Below are 18,032 nucleotides of genomic sequence, written 5' to 3' on the forward strand. Positions count from 1 at the left end.
CAGTCCTAGTTCCACTTTATCAAGGAAACAGTTCGATAAAACAGGCTATTGCATCCCAACTATGGCAAAAATCGCCTATATTCTGCTCTGCCACAAGGATCCGGAGGCCATCATTCAGCAGGCCAACCGGCTGACTGCGACTGGCGATTTCATGGCAATCCACTTTGATGCCCGCGCCAAAGCACGCGATTTCCGCACCATACGTGCTGCGCTTTGTGACAATCCCAATGTGACCTTCGCAAAGCGTCGGGTGAAATGTGGGTGGGGGGAATGGTCACTGGTGCGCGCCACGCTCAACGCATTGCAGGCCGCAGTGGACGAATTCCCGCGTGCGACACATTTTTACATGTTGTCCGGTGACTGCATGGCCATCAAGACCGCCGAATATGCGCGTGCGTTTCTTGACCAACATGACAAAGACTTCATCGAAAGCTTTGATTTCTTTGAAAGCGACTGGATCAAGACTGGTATGAAAGACGACCGGCTGATCTATCGCCATTACTTCAACGAACGCACGCAAAAACAACTGTTTTATGCATCCTATGAGCTACAGAAGAAGCTGAACCTGACGCGCGATGTTCCCAATGACATTCAGGTTCAGATCGGCAGTCAATGGTGGTGCTTGCGTCGTCGCACCGTTGAGGCGGTTCTGTCCATGACGCGTAAGCGCCGGGATGTGATGCGGTTTTTCTCCACCACGTGGATCCCTGACGAGACATTTTTTCAAACCCTTGTCCGTCACCTGATCCCAGAGAACGAAATAGAATGCCGGACGCTGACGTTTTTGATGTTCAGCGACTACGGCATGCCGGTGACCTTCTATAATGATCACTACGATCTGCTCTTGGGACAGGATTTCCTGTTCGCGCGTAAGATCAGCCCGGATGCAAAAGAACTCAAAACCCGCCTCGGGCGCCTTTATGCCGCGCGCGATGTAGAGTTCAAGATCTCCAATGAGGGGCGCAACCTTTATAAATTCCTGTCAGAACGCGGCCGCACGGGGCAGCGCTTTGCCTCGCGGTTCTGGGAAACAGAGAGCAGTTTGGGACGCGAGCGGGAATTGCTGATCCTCACTTGCAAGAAATGGCACGTTGCCAAACGCATGCTGGAGCAAATCCGAAAACTTACCAACACCCCAGCGATTGAGTACCTCTTTCACGAGGAGAGCACGCCGCTTCCTGATCTTGGTGGCATCCAGCGCACGTTGGCCAAACGCACCCGGCATCGGCGCGCTTTGGTGCGCATGTTGTTTGACTACTTTGAAACAGATCGCATGATCATCTGTCTGGATCCATCCGCACTGGATCTGATGCATGACTTTTTCTCTGATCGCTCACACACGCGCCTGTTGCGGATCGAGTGTGAGTTCGCCGATGACTATCTGATCGGACACGCGCATAGGGTGGGACTTGCGGGGGAACATGCGGCCAAAGCCACGCTGGAGCGACTGCTGCCCGCGATCCGCAACGATATCAGCAATGAGGTCGACCAGATCCGGGATGCCGGCTTTGAGCGTCACTGGGCGGTGGCCGAGCGCGCCTTTGAAAAAGACAACGCAAGCGCGGTTGCACAGTTTCTCGACGTGCCGATGGATACCGCTTTTGAGGTCGTGCGCACGCCACATCTGTTTGCTGATTGAGCACTCACCACATAAGGCAGAGCGCCAAGGGGCTATTTGGATTTACGCCCAAACCAGCGCCGCACGCCGCGCGTGCGGTCGTCAATGGCGTCTCCGGCTGCATAGAACCCATCCTCAACATTTTCAAACATCGGGTCCAGACGGTTGCGTTTGAAGCGGCGCAGGCGCACGAAAATGGCCCAGAAGATTGCTGCTAGCAACACAAGTATGGTGATGGAAATCCAGTTGATCGGCTTGTCATCCGGCCCTGCCGCAGCAGAGATGGATACCGCATTCGGAAAGGACGAAAGCAACTCGCTGCGCCAGCCATAATGCATGATACGCACCCATTCCGGGTCATCCTTGGTAGAAATCGCATCATTGGCCTCAGTATAGAGGTTCGCAGTGTCGAACTTGAAATAGGGCGGCCAGTTCCAGCCGGTGTCTTCATTGCGATACACGATCGCTTTGCCATTGGGGCGCACGGCCTGAATGAACTGAACATCCCGATTGGACAGGCCACTGCTCTGGGTGTCCGGGGTCGACCAGAACATCCGCGTCCAATCACCAAGCTCTTTGCGCTCTTCATAGGTGTTAACGATGCGGACCACGTCATATTGCGGCAACGTGTAGTGCAGGAAGCCTCCGACAAAGAGCCAGAAGATCAGAATGAAAATCCACTTCACATAGGCCATTTCGCCCCCTTCACACGCTGAGCCACTCTATCCAATGTCGGGCATCCGGCCTCCCGAAACAATGACATAGGGCGAATTATTCGCGGTGCCGGGGGTGAAACCCCAGTTGCGCACCGGCCCGCGCTGGATGCAAGTCATACGCGGGCCGGTCAAGGGTTTTATCGCTGGTCAGCCGACAACGTTAAATTCAGGGCCATAGGGGTATTTCGTGATGTTCTCATTGCCATCTTCGGTGATGATGAGAATGTCGTGCTCACGGTAGCCACCAGCACCGGGCTGGTCTGCGGCAATTGTCAACATCGGCTCCATCGAGATCACCATGCCGGGCTCCAGCACCGTGTCGATATCTTCACGCAGTTCCAGCCCAGCTTCGCGACCGTAGTAATGCGACAGAACACCAAAAGAATGCCCATAGCCGAATGTGCGGTGTTGCAAGAGGTCGCGCTCCTCGAAGAAACGGTTGATAGAATTGGTGATCTCAGCGCAGCTCGCCCCTGGCTTCAGCAGTGACATGCCGTATTCATGGGCCGCGACATTGGCTTCCCAGATCTTCAGGCTGTCAGGATCGACTTCCTGAACAAACATCGTCCGCTCCAATGCGGTGTAGTACCCAGAGATCATGGGGAAGGTGTTCAGCGACAGGATATCGCCGCGCAGCAACTGACGTGCTGTCACCGGATTATGTGCGCCATCGGTGTTCAAACCAGACTGGAACCACACCCATGTGTCGCGATACTCGGCGTCTGGAAACCGTTTGGCGATTTCCATCTCCATCGCGTCCCGGCCCGCCATGGCCACGTCAATCTCGCGCACGCCCGCTTTAACCGCATCGCGAATGGCAAACCCACCCACATCAGCAACAGCCGCCCCGGCCCGGATAATTTCCAGCTCGGCCAGAGACTTGTGCATCCGCTGCTGCATAGTGGCTTCATAGAGATCGACAGTCTGCTTGGGAGAAAGGAAGTGCTCCAGCTTACCACGTTGAAGCAGTGTGAGATGGTCACTTTCATATCCCACCACTTGCGCGGCACCCGTCACCGACAGGATCGCGCGCCAGAAGTTCTCTCGCTGCCAGTCAGTATAGGTGATGTTGTCGCAAAACGACCGCCGCCAGGGTTGGCCCGCGTCAATTCCGGCACTGATGGTTACCGCCTGATCCGCCGTCACAACCAGCCCATAGGGCCGCCCGAAGGAACAATAGGTAAAGCCCGAGTAGTAGGAAATATTATGCATGGACGTAAAAACCGCAGCCTCTACTCCCAGTTCAGACATGATACTGCGCAGATGCGCGATGCGTGCTTCATACTCCGCCACGGCAAATTGCAGCGGCGCTTTCTCACCATTGTGAAAGCGATACATTTCAGGACGAGCAGTCATGCTGGACCCTCCTTTTGACAAGAAGATCCCGGCGTTCAGGATGTTGTTCGGAATGTGGAACCCGTGGTCACCCCACGCGCGACGCCATCGCTGGTTCCGCACCGATGATGGGATGAAATCACCGATGCGGCAAGGTGTTTTTGGCCTGCCCGAACGACGGTCCGGGCAGGGCATATGATTAGCCCGTAATCACCGCGACGAGATCGCTCTCAGGATCTGCGAGCGGTTCAATCACGTTGAAATGGTGTTTTTCAAAGGCAATGACGTGATCCGCTTCCCATGCCTCCACCAGCCAGATCGCCTGATCAAGGAAGGCAGGCCGTTCCGCCCCACCAACCCAGACCGTCACATTGGCCTCATAGCGGTCTTGCATCTCTACCGGGCTCTCAGCTGCGGCTTCTTCCGCATCCATCTTGAACTTCTCGTTCATTGAGGTGCGCAGCAAAGGTCGTAAATCCGACAATGGCGAAATGGGCACGACGGTTCGAATCCGGCTCCCGACCGCCTCAGGCAGGACTGACTTATCGAGCATCCGTGCAACCAGATGTCCGCCCGCCGAATGCCCTGCCAGCACAATCGGGCCATCGATTTCTTTGGCCGCTGCCTGAACCGCCTGCGCGATCTGTTGCGTGATCTCAGGAATGCGCACATCCGGGCAAAGATCATAAGACGGCATCGCCACCGCCCAGCCCTTCTCGAGCGCACCGACAGCAAGATGCGACCAACTGGATTTATCAAAGGCAAGCCAATAGCCGCCATGCACAAAAACGAAGACCCCCACAGGCTCGCCTTCTGGCAGGAACAAATCGAATTTATGACGCGCTCCCGTGCCGTAAGCGATGTCTAGTCGCGCCCGCTCTTGCAGGCTATTGCGGAAATCTTCGGCTGAGGCCGCCCAGCGCGGGGGGTAGTCTGCGGCTCCTTCGATATAGGCTCCGTTTGCATAGGCGTCGTCGAGTTCCATAACATTCCCTTAACGTGTTAATTTTCTAGACTTATCGCTGTCACTGGACAACATTAGGCGCAACTGCTTTTGATTTGCGAGACCTGAATCTGCGGAGGAACCCATGCTCGACGCAACAACTGATCTGAAATCCCTTCTAAAGGATCCAAGCCTTCTGGAAGAGCGTGCCTATATCAACGGCGCCTTCGTGGCTGGCGAGGGCACTTTCGCAGTGGCAAACCCGGCACGTGGTGACGTGATCGCGCAGGTGGCGGACGTAAGCCGCATGCAGGCCCGCGAGGCGATTGCAGCCGCCAATACGGCCCAGAAAGAGTGGGCGAAATGGACCGGCAAAGAGCGCGCGGGCGTTCTGCGCAAATGGTTTGATCTGATGATGGAGCACCAAGAAGACCTCGCCGTAATCCTGACTGCGGAGATGGGAAAACCTCTGGCCGAGGCGCGCGGTGAAATCGCTTATGGCGCGTCCTTCATCGAGTTCTTTGCCGAAGAAGCCAAGCGAGTCTACGGCGAGACCATTCCCGGCCACCAACGTGACAAACGCATCACGGTCATCAAGCAGCCGATTGGCGTTGCGGCCTCTATCACACCATGGAATTTTCCCAATGCCATGATCACTCGCAAGGCTGGCCCAGCGCTTGCCGCAGGGTGTGCCTTTGTGGCGCGTCCCGCGTCCGAGACACCGCTCTCGGCAACAGCGCTGGCGGTCTTGGCAGAGCGTGCTGGCATCCCCGCAGGTGTGTTCAATGTCATTCCCGCATCCGATGCATCGGGCATTGGCAAGGAATTCTGCGAAAACCCGATTGTGCGCAAGCTGACGTTCACTGGCTCCACCAATGTCGGTCGTATTCTGCTGCGGCAGGCTGCAGATCAGGTGATGAAATGTTCGATGGAGTTGGGCGGCAACGCACCCTTTATCGTCTTTGACGACGCCGACCTCGACGCGGCAGTCGAAGGCGCGATTATGTGCAAATTCCGCAACAACGGCCAAACCTGCGTCTGCGCCAACCGGATCTACGTGCAGGCAGGGATCTATGATGCCTTTGCGGCCAAGCTGAAAGAAAAAGTTGCCGCCATGAAGGTCGGTGACGGTCTTGAAGATGGCATCCATTTCGGCCCGCTGATCTCTGACGCCGCGGTCAAAAAAGTCGAGGATCATATCGCGGATGCCAAGGACAAGGGCGCTGAGGTGATCCTTGGCGGCAATCCATCCGAGCTCGGCGGAACTTTCTTTGAGCCGACCATCGTAACCGGAGCAACACCAGAAATGGCCTTCGCTCAGGACGAGACATTTGGCCCGCTTGCACCGCTCTTTAAGTTTGAGACCGAAGACGAGGTGATTGAGATGGCAAATGACACCATCTTTGGCCTCGCATCCTATTTCTACGCCAAGGATCTGAGCCGCGTGTACAAGGTCGCAGAGGCGCTGGAATATGGCATAGTCGGTATCAACACCGGGATCATCTCAACTGAAATGGCACCCTTCGGTGGCGTTAAACAATCCGGCTTGGGACGTGAGGGCAGCCACCACGGCATCGAGGATTATCTCGAGATGAAATACCTCTGCATGTCCGTCTGAGGACAGGTATTCAGGTGGCGGGGGTGTCTATCCCCGCCGCCAGCGTCTGACAGAGACGGCGGATCGCCGCCCCCCATGCAGACGCCTCGGCTGCGGTTAAATGCGGCCCCATCACCTCGCGAAACGCCAACAGCAGCGCCCTTTGCGCCATATACATATGCCCAGAGGTCAGGCCCAGATGCCTGTGTCGCAGCAGTAAGCGATCAATCAGCGCTAACAATTCCGCGTCTTGACCAAGACTGCGCACACCCGTTGCCAGCACGCTGGCAAACATCTCTTTCTGATGAGAGAAGTCACCGGTGAACATGGCCTTGGTGTCAGGCATTTCCAGAAACAGGTACTCGTAGAATTTGTCCGTGAGCGCAGCCTTGCGCGCAAAAACCTGCCTGAAGCTTCCTTTTACCAGTTGAGCATCAATCTGATGCAGTATGGCTATCCCCATTGCACACCCCGGCAGAGTTGGTTTTTGCAGCGTATTGTCAGGAACAGTACCGAAACTTCGTAAATGCGGACTTATGCATGCGTCATTAAATTTACAGAAAACCGTCGCAAATACTTTGCACAGGATCGGCATGGCCAAGGCATTGCAACAATTCCAACAGGAGCTGCCGATGTCCTTGCGCCTTGTGTGCCTGACTTCTGCCCTCGCGCTGACCGCTGGTTTTGCGCAGGCTGAGAAATCCTTTAACCGGATCGCGTCCTTCCCCGTCATCAAGAACATGGCCGAAGGCGAAGACCAAACCCGCGAAAGCTCGCCAGAGATCATCGACGTCACTGCAGATGGCATGACACTGGTCTATACCGACAGCCCGCTGGGCGTGCTTGGCCTGGTCGACATTACCGACGCCGCCAACCCGACCCCGAAGGGCAACATCGCTCTGCCGGGTGAACCGACCTCTGTCGCCGTCATCGGCACCATCGCCTACGTGGGCGTCAATACCTCCGAGAGCTACACCCAGCCCTCCGGCCAGTTCATGGCCTTTGATACGGCCACAGGCAAGGAACTTGCCTCCTGCGATCTCGGCGGTCAGCCGGACTCTGTTGCCAACGCCAAAGATGGTTCCTTCCTGTCCATCGCGATCGAGAATGAACGCGACGAGGACCTGAACGACGGCGTCATCCCGCAAATGCCTGCGGGCAATCTGGTGATGGTCAACACCACCGAGAACGGCCTCGACTGTGCCAGCATGAAGATGGTCGACCTGACCGGGCTGGCCGACATCGCCGGTTCCGATCCCGAGCCCGAGTATGTGTCGATCAACGGCCTTGGCGAAACCGTCGTGACCTTGCAGGAAAACAACCATCTGGTTGTGGTCTCCAAGGAGGGCGAGATCCTGAACCATTTCTCCGCCGGGTCTGTTGACCTCGACGGGATCGACGCCACGGATGAGCGTGGCGCGCTGATCTTCACCGAGAGCCAGCAGGGTCGCCTGCGCGAACCCGATGCGGTGACATGGATTGATGATGAGCATTTCGCCATCGCCAACGAAGGCGATTACAACGGCGGCTCGCGTGGCTGGAGCATCTTCAACAAAGATGGCACGCTCGTGTACGATTCCGGCGTCGATTTTGAACATGCCATCATTCAGATCGGCCACTATCCGGACAAACGGTCCGATGCCAAAGGCGTGGAACCTGAATCCGTGACCTTCGCCGAATTCGACGGCACGCCCTATGTCTTTGTCGGGGCTGAGCGAGCCTCGGTCGTGGGGGTCTATGACGTGACCGACCCGGCCAACCCGGTTCTGACCCAGCTGCTGCCGTCGGGCACCGGTCCCGAGGGCTATGTCACCATTCCGGAGCGCGGCCTGCTGGTCTCCGCCAACGAGGCAGACCTGATCGAGGACGGCGGCGCGCGGGCGCATGTGATGCTGTTCGAACGTCAGGATGGCGCGCCGGTCTATCCGCATCTGACCTCTGCGGGCGCAGATGAATTGATCGGCTGGGGTGCAATTTCGGGCATGGTCGCGGATGAAGACGGGATGATCTGGGCTGTGAACGACAGCTTCTATGGCTTCCAGCCCTCCATCTTTAAAATCGACCCGTCACAGACGCCGGCACGCATCACCGATGTGATCCGCATTCATCGCGCCAATGGCGATGCGGCTCAAAAGCTTGACCTCGAAGGCATCACACTGGACGGCAAGGGCGGCTTTTACGTGGCCTCCGAAGGCCGCACGGAGCGTGCCATTCCACATGCGATCTATCACGTCAGCGCTGATGGTCTGATCAAGACCAACAAGGGCGAGATCACCATCCCGGCAGAACTGCAAGCGGTGGAAAAGCGCTTTGGGTTCGAAGGCATCACCAAGGTTGGCGACACACTCTGGATGCCGGTGCAGCGCGAGTGGAAAGACGACCCCAAAAACCTTGTAAAACTGGTGTCCTACAACCTGGAAACCAAGGAGTGGGGCGCCGTGCACTATCCCAAGGCAGAGCCTGCAACCGGCTGGGTCGGCTTGTCCGAGATCGTGGCACATGGCGACCATGTCTATGTCATCGAACGTGACAACCAGCATGATGATCGCGCGGTCACAAAGAAGATCTACCGCGTTGCCCTGTCTGAAATGACCCCGGCTCCGCTCGGTGGCGAGTTGCCTGTCGTGACCAAGGAAGAGGTCCGCGACCTGCTGCCCGATCTGAAATCCACCGGCGGTTATGTCCTCGATAAGGTCGAAGGCCTGGCCATCATGGCGGATGGCACCGCATGGGTTGCCACCGACAACGACGGCGTCGATGACAGCTCTGGCGAGACCATGTTCTGGTCCTTCAAGGTCGAGTAACCCGCTCGCTCATCCAGCCGACATACCGACCACGCAAAGAGGCCTCCAAACGGGGGCCTCTTTCACGTTATGCACGGGATGCTTTTCTTTGCCGGTCAGCTTGGCTATGTCTTTGTCACCTCATGAGAGTGAGGTGATATTCTCAGGGCAGGGTGAAATTCCCTACCGGTGGTCACAGCCCACGAGCGGCCTTTGCTTTTGCAAAGGTGTCAGCAGACCCGGCGCAATTCCGGGGCCGACGGTCATAGTCCGGATGGAAGAGAATGGAGAGCCCCGCACCGCCCCCAATCTGGAGGCGGCACCGGGTCTGTTCGTCTGCCTTGGGTCACATGCGTACCGAGGAAAGGACGACACGCAGATGGCTCAAACGCTCCCCACCCCGCTCAAGGCGGCTGGCCTCATGGTCATCGCCGGAGCCTGTTTCGCGCTGGTCAACACCGCGCTGCAATCGGCCACCATGCTCCATGGGGCTTCTGCTCCGACGGTGACCTTCTGGCAGTATCTGATCGCGCTTTTGTTTTATATTCCATGGATCTGGCGCAACCGGTCGGCTGTGCTGTCGACCCGACAGATCGCATCCCATGTGCTGCGTGTCGCGCTGGCCGTGGGCGGCGTACAGCTCTGGACGCTGGGGCTTGCCCATGTGCCGATCTGGCAGGCAATTGCGCTGATCTTGTTGTCGCCCTTTTTTGTCACCATCGGGGCGGGGCTGTTCCTGCGCGAAGAGGTCTCTTTGCATCGCTGGGGCGCGGTTGTCGTGGGCATCATCGGCGGCATGGTGATCCTTGCGCCGTGGTCGGACCGGTTTCAACTGGCGGCACTGCTCCCGGTGGCTGCTGCTGCCTTCTGGGCTGCAAGTTCCGTGGTGACCAAGCAACTCACCCGCCGCGACAACACCGAGACCGTCACCATTTACCTGCTGCTGCTTCTGAGCCCCGCCAATGCGTTGCTTACGGTCAGCACCGGCTTTGCCCTGCCACAAGCCACGATCTGGTTGGTGATCGGGGCCGGGCTTTTGACCGCACTGGCGCAACATACATTGGTGCGCGCCTATACGCTTGCCGATGCGGCGTTCCTGCAGCCGTTTGACCACCTCAAACTGGTGTTCAACGTCGGTCTTGGCGCGATGGTCTTTGGATTTATGCCAGATGGGAATATGTGGCTCGGCACCCTGCTGATCCTTGTGGCCAGCATCTATCTGTTGAATCGGGAAGCCCGTGCCCGACCAACGTCACCCGCGCAAAATGCCTGAGAACAGTTCTGCAGAGATTGCTGCCGTGTGCGATTGAGCTTTCGTTACAGTAGTACTGCCAAATTTTGCGCTCAGCGCGCTCTCTGCCGATGACATGAGTGACGCAGCCCCCAACAGCTGCGTCACGACTGCCAACGCCCCGGCAACACCCGCGCCCTGCCAGCGCTCGGTCGCCTGCACGGTGGCAACGAGGCTTTCGAGTAACGTGTCCAAAGCGCCCCCTGCGTCCGTGGTCAGGGCGTGGTCCAATAGTTCACGCAGTACGAGTTGCCCAGCTGTGGAGTCGACGCTCAAGAGCCGATGATAGCACGCAAAGAAAGCCGCCAACTGATCTTCGGGCGGGTGATCATCTTCCATGGCATCAAACAGCAATTGCAGCACCGCTGCCGCCGCCTGCTCGACCGCGAGCGTATATAATGCGCCTTTGCTGCCAAAGTGGTGCAAAAGCGCCTGCTTACTCAGGCCCAACTCTTTGGCGATGCTTGAGATCGAGGCCCCAGCATAGCCATGCGCCGCAAACAGGCGGCACGCGCTCTCAATAAGCTGGGTGCGGGTATTGGATGGCGCATCACGTAATGTCATTGCGCCATTAGCGCAGGTGATCACGTGGGCGGCAACCTACCGATTGGTAGGGATGCGCAAATCCACAAATAAAGTCGCCCCCAGCCGTAAGACCAGGGGCGCTGCAAACAGGATGCGGGTGCATCCCGGGGAGGGATCAGTTCACGGTCGAGCCCGCGATTTCCCTGGGCTTCGATCCTGCGGCGGATGCGATTTCAATCCGGCGCGGTTTCAGCGCTTCGGGAACTTCGCGCACCAAGTCGATATGGAGCATACCGTCGGCGTGACTTGCACCTTCGACCCGCACGTGATCCGCCAGCGTAAAGCGGCGCTCAAACGCGCGGGTGGCAATACCGCGATGCAGATAGGTGCGCTCGCCAGCGTCTTCGGTTTTGCGCGCCGACACGACCAAGGCGTGTTCCTTCACCTCGACGTTCAGCTCATCTTCGGAAAACCCGGCGACGGCGATCGAGATGCGGTAGGCATCTTCTGAGGTCTTCTCGATGTTGTAAGGGGGGTAGCTGGGCTGCTGGATATCCGAGCTCATCACCCGATCCATCAGGTCTGCAATCTGGTCAAATCCAACCGTTGCGCGGTGCAGCGGAGCAAAATCAAACGTACGCATGGTTCATCCTCATCTTTGAGCGATAACTGCTATGAAGCCCTCCCAACTCGGGACGGGCGGTTCTTTCTCAGAGCCCAATCATTGGCGCCCTGAACACCCATCGATTTATGAAGGGTCATCGCAGTTTCAAGAGGTTCATGCTCAATTGGAGATGAATTTTGCGCCGAGATCATTGCGGCGTGGCTCGCCAACCTGCACCCGGCCAACACCTTGCGGCATACGGCTCCCGACATGGGCACCTGTCAGTTGTGCCTCCAGTAGCGCCAGCTCATCCGCCAGTGATGCGCCAAGCGAAACTGCAGATCCCTCCACCCGCGCCTTGGCGGAAACCACGGAAACAATCCGGGGACGCTCCCCCTCAAAGGAAAACACCGGCGCGCCGGACGCGCCGAAATCCACATCGCAGGACATGACCAGCACGCCATCCTGACGGGCGATTACCATACAGACCTCCTGCAGCGATGGGGCCTCGGACCGATCCTGAGCGTAGGACACCACACCGACCCGTGCGCCCTTACGCGGGCGGGCGTCCGTCTCAAACGGTGTGACGGTGGTATTACGAATGGGGCGTTGCAATTGCAGCAAGGCAATGTCGTTGCGCACCCGTTTTGCCGATAGCGTGCCATCGTAGACATAAGATGGATGCAGCACCGCACGCTTGACCGCGCGATAGGCCGAGGCACGCCCATTGCGCCACCCCGCCAGAAACTCGATGGAGGTCGGGTCGATCTGCTCCATCGTGTCACGATCATAAAGGCAATGCGCGGCCGTCAAAACAATGTCGGGCGCAATCAACGCACCTGTGCAAAACCCCTCGCCCTTGCGATCCAGACGGCCAACCGCCTCCCAATCGCGCCCCGCGTCGGTGGTCTCCAGGCTCTTGAGCCGGGTATTCTCCCCGCTCAGGGTCGTGCCCGCCATCGCGGTAGCAGACAAGGCGCAAAGCACCCCGCTCAAAATCAAACGCTTCATCGGCAGCACAGACACTCTCCACATCCCTCATGCGGCAGTCTAGCCAACGCTTCGGGCAAAAATTGGGCGCGCGTGGGCGATTCCGCGCATCCCTTGGTGATGCCGTTTGCGCAGGTTCAACGCAAGATGGGAACATTGGGTCGGCTGCACTTCGCTTCCAGCGCAGGTGGTTTGGGTCCCCCAGTCGCCCAGTCCAACAGCTCAACCGTATGCACGATAGGGATGTTGGTGCCAGACCCGATCTGCATCATGCACCCAATGTTGCCAGCTGCAATAATATCCGGGTTCTTAGCCTCAAGCGTGCGCAGTTTTCGCGCCTTCAGTTGCGCCGAAATTTCCGGCTGCAACAGATTATAAGTCCCGGCAGAGCCGCAACACAAATGGCTGTCCGCTGGCTCCACCACTTTGAACCCGGCACGTTTCAGCAAGGTCTTCGGAGGAGTCTTGATCTGTTGTCCGTGCTGCAAGGAACAGGCGGCATGATAGGCGATAGTCAGCCCCTTGTCGGCGCCCTCAGGCAGGTCAAGCTGCATCAGCAATTCAGAGACATCCATCGCAAGGCCAGAGACCGTTGCCGCATCCTCCGCCAACGCATCGTTGCGGAACATGTGACCGTAGTCCTTGACGGTGGTGCCGCAGCCGGATGTGTTGATAACAATCGCGTCCAGCCCTTTGCCATGTTTTTCTGCCATCCAGGCGCGGATATTCTTTGCCGCCGCCCCGTGGCTCTCGTCCTCGCGTCCCATGTGGTGCGTAAGCGCGCCGCAGCAGCCTGCGCCTTCGGCCACCACGACCTCGCAACCCAAACGCCGCAGCAGGCGAATGGTGGCGTCATTGATATCGGTGTTCAGCGCCTTTTGCGCACACCCCGTCATCAACGCGACGCGCTTTACCTGCGCAACTTCCGGCGCAAAGCTCTGCGGGTCGTCATTACGGCTCACCGGCGGGATCACTTTGGGTGCCATCTCCAGCATCGCTCGCAGCCTCGCATCCGGCATCAATCCCCGGAAGGGCCGCGCAATCTTCGCCCCCAGAAGCGCCAGCCGGAAACGGGTCGGATAGGGCAACACATGCGCCAGGATCCAGCGCAGTGCGCGATCGCCAAAGGGCCGTTTGTAGTGTTTGTCGATATAGGCGCGCGCATGATCCACCAGATGCATGTAATGCACACCAGACGGGCAAGTGGTCATGCAGGCCAGACAAGACAGGCAGCGGTCGATATGCTTGACGGTTTTCTCATCCGGGACGCGCTCGTTTTCCAGCATGTCCTTGATCAGGTAGATCCGCCCGCGCGGGCTGTCGAGTTCATCGCCCAGCACCTGATAGGTCGGACAGGTGGCGGTACAGAAACCGCAATGCACGCATGTGCGCAGGATCTCATTCGCGCGTTGCGTTCCGGGGTTCTGAAGTTGTTCATCGGTAAAACTGGTCTGCATCGTCCTACACCAACGCCTCTGCCACGATCCAAGCTCCCATCATCCCACCGGGCAAGCTCAGCAGTAGGAACACAATATACCGCAGGATATTGAGCGCAGGCTCGGGAAAACTCGGGATATATATGCGGGTCAGATGATAGAGCGCGGCAACCCCTGCCCCACCGGCTGCCGAGATATGCAATATCCCGCGGTAGCCATTGGACATCGCGTTCCCCGCCGGATCGTTGCCCGTGATCGGCGCCAGACCAAAGCTATAGGCAATGATCCCGGCCCCGGCGATGAGGCTGGCGGCGAGGCCCAGTCTCGCCACCGGGATCACCGACAGCACCACAAAGACAGGAACGCCCGCCACAAAGATAAAAATCACGTCCATCGCTACCCCATCAATCCTGCATTCAAAATGTGTCGCGGATCAAATTGCCGACGCAATCCCGCGGAAATCGCCGCCAGCGGTGCGGGCTCCGGATGGTGGCGCGGCACCGATGTGCCCGCGCCGCGCCGGATCAATGTTGCATGACCGGGCACCGTCATGCGCTGCCGCAAGTCCACGCCTCCGGGCATCAAGGCCCAGACCAGACCACCGCCCCAATCACAGAGACATCTCGTTGCCCCCAATGTCGGGATCAGGTCCACCGCGTCCGTCGGTTTGACAGACACCCGCCAGATATCGCCCTCCAGCCCCGCAAAATCATGCAGATCACGAAGACCGCGCCACAGCTCACCCGCGCCAGACACCTCTGTCACCGCGCCATAGCGCCCAAGCTGCTCTCGCAATGCCTTAGCGCGATAGGCCACAGAAGCCTCAAACCCCTCGAGCCGCACATAGGCCCGTTGCGCGTCCGGGTCATATGCGGCCCCGGTCACATCAAACGGAGAGCCCAGAGCTGCCGACAAACAGGCAATCCCGGCGGCAAGATCAATCTCTTCAACCGCCAGAGTGGCCTCGGTCTCGGAACGTGGCAGCACCTTGAGAGCGACCTCCGTCAAAACCCCAAGCGTGCCATGTGATCCCGCCATCAGCTTGACCAGATCATAGCCGGTGACGTTTTTCATTACCCGGCCACCATTGCGCAGCACCTCGCCGCGCCCATCGACGAACCGCACGCCAAGCAGAAAGTCCCGCGCAGCCCCCCCCTGAATGCGCCGCGGGCCGGAGGCATTGGTGGCAACAACGCCACCGATTGTCGGCTCCCCTTCTGTCCCCAGAACAGGACGGAAATCCACAGGTTCGAACGCCAGACGCTGGTTTTCCGTCGCCAGCAGCGCCTCAATCTCGGCCACCGGCGTACCCGCCTGCACCACCAGAGTCAGCGCCCCCGGTTCATAGAGCGTCACGCCTGACAGACCACCTATTCTCAGCCGCTCACCGGGCACCTCAATACCCCGAGTCCCGCCGCCCTCGATGCAAAGAGGCCCGTTTGCCCCGGCAATGATGTCGGCCAGTTCAGCCTCACTTTGCGGTGTCATCATTTCATCTTCTTCCAAATATCCTTGGGGGTCTGGGGGGCAAAGCCCCCATGGCGTGTCACTCTGCGGCAAGACAAACGGTGCGGCGGCTCTCTGTGCTCGACAGCGGAAAAACCTTCGCCGGGTTGAGCAGCCACTTCGGATCGAACACATCCTTCACACGCAACTGCGCCTCGATGTCCGCAACCTCATACTGGTGCAGCATCAGATCGCGTTTCTCGATTCCCACGCCGTGCTCTCCGGTCAGACAGCCTCCCACTTCGACACACAGCTTCAGAATTTCGGCCCCAAAGGCTTCGCAACGTTCCAAATCGCCAGGTTTGTTTGCGTCAAACAGGATGAGCGGGTGCATATTGCCATCCCCCGCATGAAAGACATTTGCGACTTTCAGGCCAAATTCTGCGCTCATCTCCTCGATCCGGCGCAAGACCAGCGGCAGGGCAGACACCGGGATGGTTCCGTCCAGACACATGTAGTCGTTGATTTGCCCCATGGCCCCAAAGGCCGATTTTCGCCCCAGCCAGATCCGCGCGGCCTCATCGGCATCGCCCGCTTCGCGCAATTCCACCGGGTTATGCTGTTGCGCGATCTCCACGATCAACCCTAACTGATGCGCAATTTCCGCCTCCGCCCCCTCGACCTCGATGATGAGCAGCGCCTCGCACATCGGATACCCTGCCTTGGCAAAAGCTTCGCAGGCCTCGATACAGGGGCGGTCCATGAACTCGATCGCAACAGGCAACACGCCGGCCTTGATGATGTCCGACACGCAGGCCCCCGCCACCTCATTGCTGTCAAAGGCGATCAGCACGGGCCGCGCGCCCTCGGGTTTGCGCAGGATACGCAAGGTTGCCTCAGTCACCACGCCCAGCTGCCCCTCGCTGCCACAAATCACACCCAGCAGATCCAGCCCACCTGCGTCCAGATGCGCGCCACCAATCTCGACCACGGTGCCATCCATCATCACCATCGTCACCCCAAGAAGGTTGTTGGTGGTCACACCGTACTTGAGGCAATGCGCCCCGCCAGAGTTCATGGCGATGTTGCCCGCGATCGCGCAGGCCAACTGCGAGGATGGGTCGGGCGCATAGAAGAAATCCTCTTCTTCCACCGCGCCAGAGACCGAGAGGTTTGTGCGTCCGGTCTGCACCCGGATGATGCGATTGGCGTAATCGGTTTCCAGAACCTCGTTCATTCGTGCCACACCGAGGATCACACAATCGGCGGTTGGCAGTGCCCCACCGGCAAGAGACGTCCCAGCACCGCGCGGTACCACCGGCACATTCATGTCGTGACAGATCCGCAGCACATCCGACACCTCTTGGGTCGAGCGTGGCAACACAGCCAGCATCGGCGGGCATTTGTAGGCCGTCAGCGCATCACACTCATAGGCGCGCGTCTCCGCCTCATCCGAGATCAACGCATCATCGGGCAGCACCTGCTGCAATCGTTTCAGCAACTCGGCCTTTCGGGCCAGGATGGCGGCATTGGGGGTAGGCATCTCCATGCGGGCTCTCCTCTTTGGTAAAATAATATTACCAATTCATCTCTACTGGCAAGGGCGAACTGACTGAGCTAGGGTCGGGCCATGATCTGGATCGAGCGACTGTCACTGTTTTCTGCGTGGGATTTCATAAGCCTGGCCTGTTACATACTGGGCTGGGTATGGATCGGCTGGCGCATTGAGAACCCCAGCAAATCACGGCCCTCGGTCTCGCTTCTGATGGCGGATTTCCGGCGCGAGTGGATGAAAGAGATGGTGACCCGGTCTCCACGGATCTTTGATTCGCAGGTGATTTCCTCATTGCGGCAGGCCACCGCCTTTTTTGCATCGGCCACCATGCTGGCGCTGGGGGCGGGGCTGGCGCTGATCGGCAATACAGAACAACTCGCCGGCGTGGCGCAGGATCTGGCACTGGGGCAAACCCCGGATTTTGTCTGGGAGATCAAGATCCTGTTGGTGTTGGCCGCACTCACCAACGCGTTTCTTGCCTTTGTCTGGTCGCACCGGCTGTTTGGCTACTGCTCGGTTCTGATGGCCGCAGTCCCGAATGAGCCCAGCGATCCCCGCGCCTATCCGCGGGCGCAACAGGCTGCCGAAATCAACATCACGGCGGCACGCAGTTTCAATCGCGGCCTGCGGGCCACCTATTTCTCGCTTGCCGGGCTGGCGTGGTTGGTGGGCGCCGAGGCGCTCATCCTCGCCACCGTGATCACCCTTGCGGTGCTTTATCGTCGCGAGTTCATCTCGCGGTCCCGCCGCATCCTGATGCAGTCAGAACCCAAAATCACCGCCCCCACCAAAATGTGACCGCACTCCCCCCGGGAATTGACTAGCCTGAGCGCATGTTGAAACATGTCCTCATATCGCTGCTTTTCCTCGTCACACCACAGATAGCCCTGGCGGCGGATCCCGTTGTCGAAAACGCGACCGCAGTGAAGCGTGGCGACAGCTGGAGCTTTTCCGTCACGCTGTCCCACCCGGACACGGGCTGGGATCACTACGCCGACGGATGGCGGGTTCTGGATATGGAAGGCAACGAACTCGGTCTGCGCGTGTTGGCGCATCCGCATGTAAACGAGCAACCCTTCACGCGTTCGCTCGGTGGCGTTCAGGTGCCAGAAGGCGTCAGAAAAGTGCAAATACAGGCGCGGTGCAGCGTCGACGGCTGGGCGCAGAACACCACGGTGATCGACCTGCCCTGA

The 18,032-nt window shown here is 58.6% G+C and carries 18 protein-coding genes and 1 riboswitch; of the genes, 7 read left to right on the forward strand and 11 right to left on the reverse strand.

The window, feature by feature from the left end; all coding sequences use genetic code 11:
• Positions 1-61 precede the first annotated feature (61 nt).
• Positions 62-1,639, forward strand: a complete 1,578-nt coding sequence (locus QNI81_RS11485) for a DUF5928 domain-containing protein (protein WP_283966579.1) — start codon at positions 62-64, stop codon at positions 1,637-1,639.
• A gap of 32 nt (positions 1,640-1,671) precedes the next feature.
• On the opposite strand, the gene QNI81_RS11490 is transcribed toward QNI81_RS11485, so the two are convergent.
• The gene (locus tag QNI81_RS11490; RefSeq protein WP_009177472.1) at positions 1,672-2,313 is read right to left on the reverse strand and encodes a DUF1523 family protein; all 642 of its coding nucleotides are present in this window, start codon (positions 2,311-2,313) and stop codon (positions 1,672-1,674) included.
• Between the two features lie 168 nt (positions 2,314-2,481).
• Positions 2,482-3,690 carry an aminopeptidase P family protein gene (locus QNI81_RS11495; RefSeq protein ID WP_283966580.1) on the reverse strand — a complete coding sequence of 403 codons (1,209 nt, stop codon included), beginning with the start codon at positions 3,688-3,690 and terminating at the stop codon, positions 2,482-2,484.
• Here QNI81_RS11495 and QNI81_RS11500 point away from each other — a divergent pair.
• The gene (locus tag QNI81_RS11500; RefSeq protein ID WP_110362607.1) at positions 3,689-3,868 is read left to right on the forward strand and encodes a hypothetical protein; all 180 of its coding nucleotides are present in this window, start codon (positions 3,689-3,691) and stop codon (positions 3,866-3,868) included. The genes QNI81_RS11495 and QNI81_RS11500 overlap by 2 nt on opposite strands.
• On the opposite strand, the gene QNI81_RS11505 is transcribed toward QNI81_RS11500, so the two are convergent.
• A complete protein-coding gene (locus tag QNI81_RS11505; protein WP_065324206.1) occupies positions 3,869-4,654 on the reverse strand; it encodes a hormone-sensitive lipase in 786 nt (261 codons plus the stop codon).
• A 103-nt stretch (positions 4,655-4,757) separates the two neighbouring features.
• Between QNI81_RS11505 and QNI81_RS11510 the strand changes: the two genes are divergently transcribed.
• Positions 4,758-6,230 carry an NAD-dependent succinate-semialdehyde dehydrogenase gene (locus QNI81_RS11510; RefSeq protein ID WP_283966581.1) on the forward strand — a complete coding sequence of 491 codons (1,473 nt, stop codon included), beginning with the start codon at positions 4,758-4,760 and terminating at the stop codon, positions 6,228-6,230.
• A 10-nt stretch (positions 6,231-6,240) separates the two neighbouring features.
• Here QNI81_RS11510 and QNI81_RS11515 read toward each other — a convergent pair whose 3' ends face one another.
• On the reverse strand, positions 6,241-6,804 hold the full coding sequence (locus QNI81_RS11515) for a globin domain-containing protein (protein WP_283966582.1): 564 nt from the start codon (positions 6,802-6,804) through the stop codon (positions 6,241-6,243).
• A gap of 37 nt (positions 6,805-6,841) precedes the next feature.
• Between QNI81_RS11515 and QNI81_RS11520 the strand changes: the two genes are divergently transcribed.
• On the forward strand, positions 6,842-9,013 hold the full coding sequence (locus tag QNI81_RS11520; protein ID WP_283967884.1) for an esterase-like activity of phytase family protein: 2,172 nt from the start codon (positions 6,842-6,844) through the stop codon (positions 9,011-9,013).
• 134 nt (positions 9,014-9,147) lie between these two features.
• A riboswitch (FMN riboswitch) is annotated at positions 9,148-9,282 on the forward strand.
• 89 nt (positions 9,283-9,371) lie between these two features.
• Positions 9,372-10,265: a DMT family transporter gene (locus tag QNI81_RS11525; protein WP_283966583.1), complete on the forward strand. Its 894-nt coding sequence runs from the start codon at positions 9,372-9,374 to the stop codon at positions 10,263-10,265.
• On the opposite strand, the gene QNI81_RS11530 is transcribed toward QNI81_RS11525, so the two are convergent.
• The 7 genes from QNI81_RS11530 to QNI81_RS11560 all read right to left on the reverse strand — a co-directional run bounded on the left by QNI81_RS11530 (position 10,245) and on the right by QNI81_RS11560 (position 16,833).
• On the reverse strand, positions 10,245-10,847 hold the full coding sequence (locus QNI81_RS11530; RefSeq protein WP_283966584.1) for a TetR/AcrR family transcriptional regulator: 603 nt from the start codon (positions 10,845-10,847) through the stop codon (positions 10,245-10,247). The two genes, QNI81_RS11525 and QNI81_RS11530, sit on opposite strands and share 21 nt — an antisense overlap.
• A 136-nt stretch (positions 10,848-10,983) precedes the next feature.
• Positions 10,984-11,451 carry an Hsp20 family protein gene (locus tag QNI81_RS11535; protein WP_283966585.1) on the reverse strand — a complete coding sequence of 156 codons (468 nt, stop codon included), beginning with the start codon at positions 11,449-11,451 and terminating at the stop codon, positions 10,984-10,986.
• Between the two features lie 141 nt (positions 11,452-11,592).
• A complete protein-coding gene (locus QNI81_RS11540; RefSeq protein ID WP_283966586.1) occupies positions 11,593-12,447 on the reverse strand; it encodes a trypsin-like serine peptidase in 855 nt (284 codons plus the stop codon).
• A gap of 92 nt (positions 12,448-12,539) precedes the next feature.
• Positions 12,540-13,859, reverse strand: a complete 1,320-nt coding sequence (gene glcF / locus QNI81_RS11545; RefSeq protein ID WP_283966587.1) for a glycolate oxidase subunit GlcF — start codon at positions 13,857-13,859, stop codon at positions 12,540-12,542.
• A 4-nt stretch (positions 13,860-13,863) separates the two neighbouring features.
• Positions 13,864-14,232: a hypothetical protein gene (locus tag QNI81_RS11550; protein WP_283966588.1), complete on the reverse strand. Its 369-nt coding sequence runs from the start codon at positions 14,230-14,232 to the stop codon at positions 13,864-13,866.
• 2 nt (positions 14,233-14,234) lie between these two features.
• Positions 14,235-15,326: an FAD-binding protein gene (locus tag QNI81_RS11555; RefSeq protein ID WP_283967885.1), complete on the reverse strand. Its 1,092-nt coding sequence runs from the start codon at positions 15,324-15,326 to the stop codon at positions 14,235-14,237.
• A 58-nt stretch (positions 15,327-15,384) separates the two neighbouring features.
• Entirely contained in the window at positions 15,385-16,833 is a 1,449-nt protein-coding gene (locus QNI81_RS11560) for an FAD-linked oxidase C-terminal domain-containing protein (RefSeq protein WP_283966589.1), read from the reverse strand.
• Between the two features lie 81 nt (positions 16,834-16,914).
• Here QNI81_RS11560 and QNI81_RS11565 point away from each other — a divergent pair, with 81 nt between their 5' ends.
• Both QNI81_RS11565 and QNI81_RS11570 read left to right on the forward strand, forming a co-directional pair.
• Positions 16,915-17,637, forward strand: coding sequence for a DUF599 domain-containing protein (locus QNI81_RS11565; RefSeq protein ID WP_168611427.1), 723 nt, complete (start codon positions 16,915-16,917; stop codon positions 17,635-17,637).
• A 35-nt stretch (positions 17,638-17,672) separates the two neighbouring features.
• Positions 17,673-18,032, forward strand: a complete 360-nt coding sequence (locus QNI81_RS11570) for a hypothetical protein (protein ID WP_283966590.1) — start codon at positions 17,673-17,675, stop codon at positions 18,030-18,032.

Source organism: Tritonibacter sp. AK171 (genome assembly GCF_030127025.1).
Classification (GTDB): Bacteria; Pseudomonadota; Alphaproteobacteria; order Rhodobacterales; family Rhodobacteraceae; genus Epibacterium; species Epibacterium mobile.

Bases quoted from the DNA above. Each gene is read 5' to 3' on its own strand.
- QNI81_RS11485 (WP_283966579.1), top strand. From the start codon at position 62: ATGGCAAAAATCGCCTATATTCTGCTCTGCCACAAGGATCCGGAGGCC.
- QNI81_RS11490 (WP_009177472.1), bottom strand. From the start codon at position 2,313: ATGGCCTATGTGAAGTGGATTTTCATTCTGATCTTCTGGCTCTTTGTC.
- QNI81_RS11500 (WP_110362607.1), top strand. From the start codon at position 3,689: ATGCTGGACCCTCCTTTTGACAAGAAGATCCCGGCGTTCAGGATGTTG.
- QNI81_RS11495 (WP_283966580.1), bottom strand. From the start codon at position 3,690: ATGACTGCTCGTCCTGAAATGTATCGCTTTCACAATGGTGAGAAAGCG.
- QNI81_RS11505 (WP_065324206.1), bottom strand. From the start codon at position 4,654: ATGGAACTCGACGACGCCTATGCAAACGGAGCCTATATCGAAGGAGCC.
- QNI81_RS11510 (WP_283966581.1), top strand. From the start codon at position 4,758: ATGCTCGACGCAACAACTGATCTGAAATCCCTTCTAAAGGATCCAAGC.
- QNI81_RS11515 (WP_283966582.1), bottom strand. From the start codon at position 6,804: ATGCCGATCCTGTGCAAAGTATTTGCGACGGTTTTCTGTAAATTTAAT.
- QNI81_RS11520 (WP_283967884.1), top strand. From the start codon at position 6,842: ATGTCCTTGCGCCTTGTGTGCCTGACTTCTGCCCTCGCGCTGACCGCT.
- QNI81_RS11525 (WP_283966583.1), top strand. From the start codon at position 9,372: ATGGCTCAAACGCTCCCCACCCCGCTCAAGGCGGCTGGCCTCATGGTC.
- QNI81_RS11530 (WP_283966584.1), bottom strand. From the start codon at position 10,847: ATGACATTACGTGATGCGCCATCCAATACCCGCACCCAGCTTATTGAG.
- QNI81_RS11535 (WP_283966585.1), bottom strand. From the start codon at position 11,451: ATGCGTACGTTTGATTTTGCTCCGCTGCACCGCGCAACGGTTGGATTT.
- QNI81_RS11540 (WP_283966586.1), bottom strand. From the start codon at position 12,447: ATGTGGAGAGTGTCTGTGCTGCCGATGAAGCGTTTGATTTTGAGCGGG.
- glcF (WP_283966587.1), bottom strand. From the start codon at position 13,859: ATGCAGACCAGTTTTACCGATGAACAACTTCAGAACCCCGGAACGCAA.
- QNI81_RS11550 (WP_283966588.1), bottom strand. From the start codon at position 14,232: ATGGACGTGATTTTTATCTTTGTGGCGGGCGTTCCTGTCTTTGTGGTG.
- QNI81_RS11555 (WP_283967885.1), bottom strand. From the start codon at position 15,326: ATGACACCGCAAAGTGAGGCTGAACTGGCCGACATCATTGCCGGGGCA.
- QNI81_RS11560 (WP_283966589.1), bottom strand. From the start codon at position 16,833: ATGGAGATGCCTACCCCCAATGCCGCCATCCTGGCCCGAAAGGCCGAG.
- QNI81_RS11565 (WP_168611427.1), top strand. From the start codon at position 16,915: ATGATCTGGATCGAGCGACTGTCACTGTTTTCTGCGTGGGATTTCATA.
- QNI81_RS11570 (WP_283966590.1), top strand. From the start codon at position 17,673: ATGTTGAAACATGTCCTCATATCGCTGCTTTTCCTCGTCACACCACAG.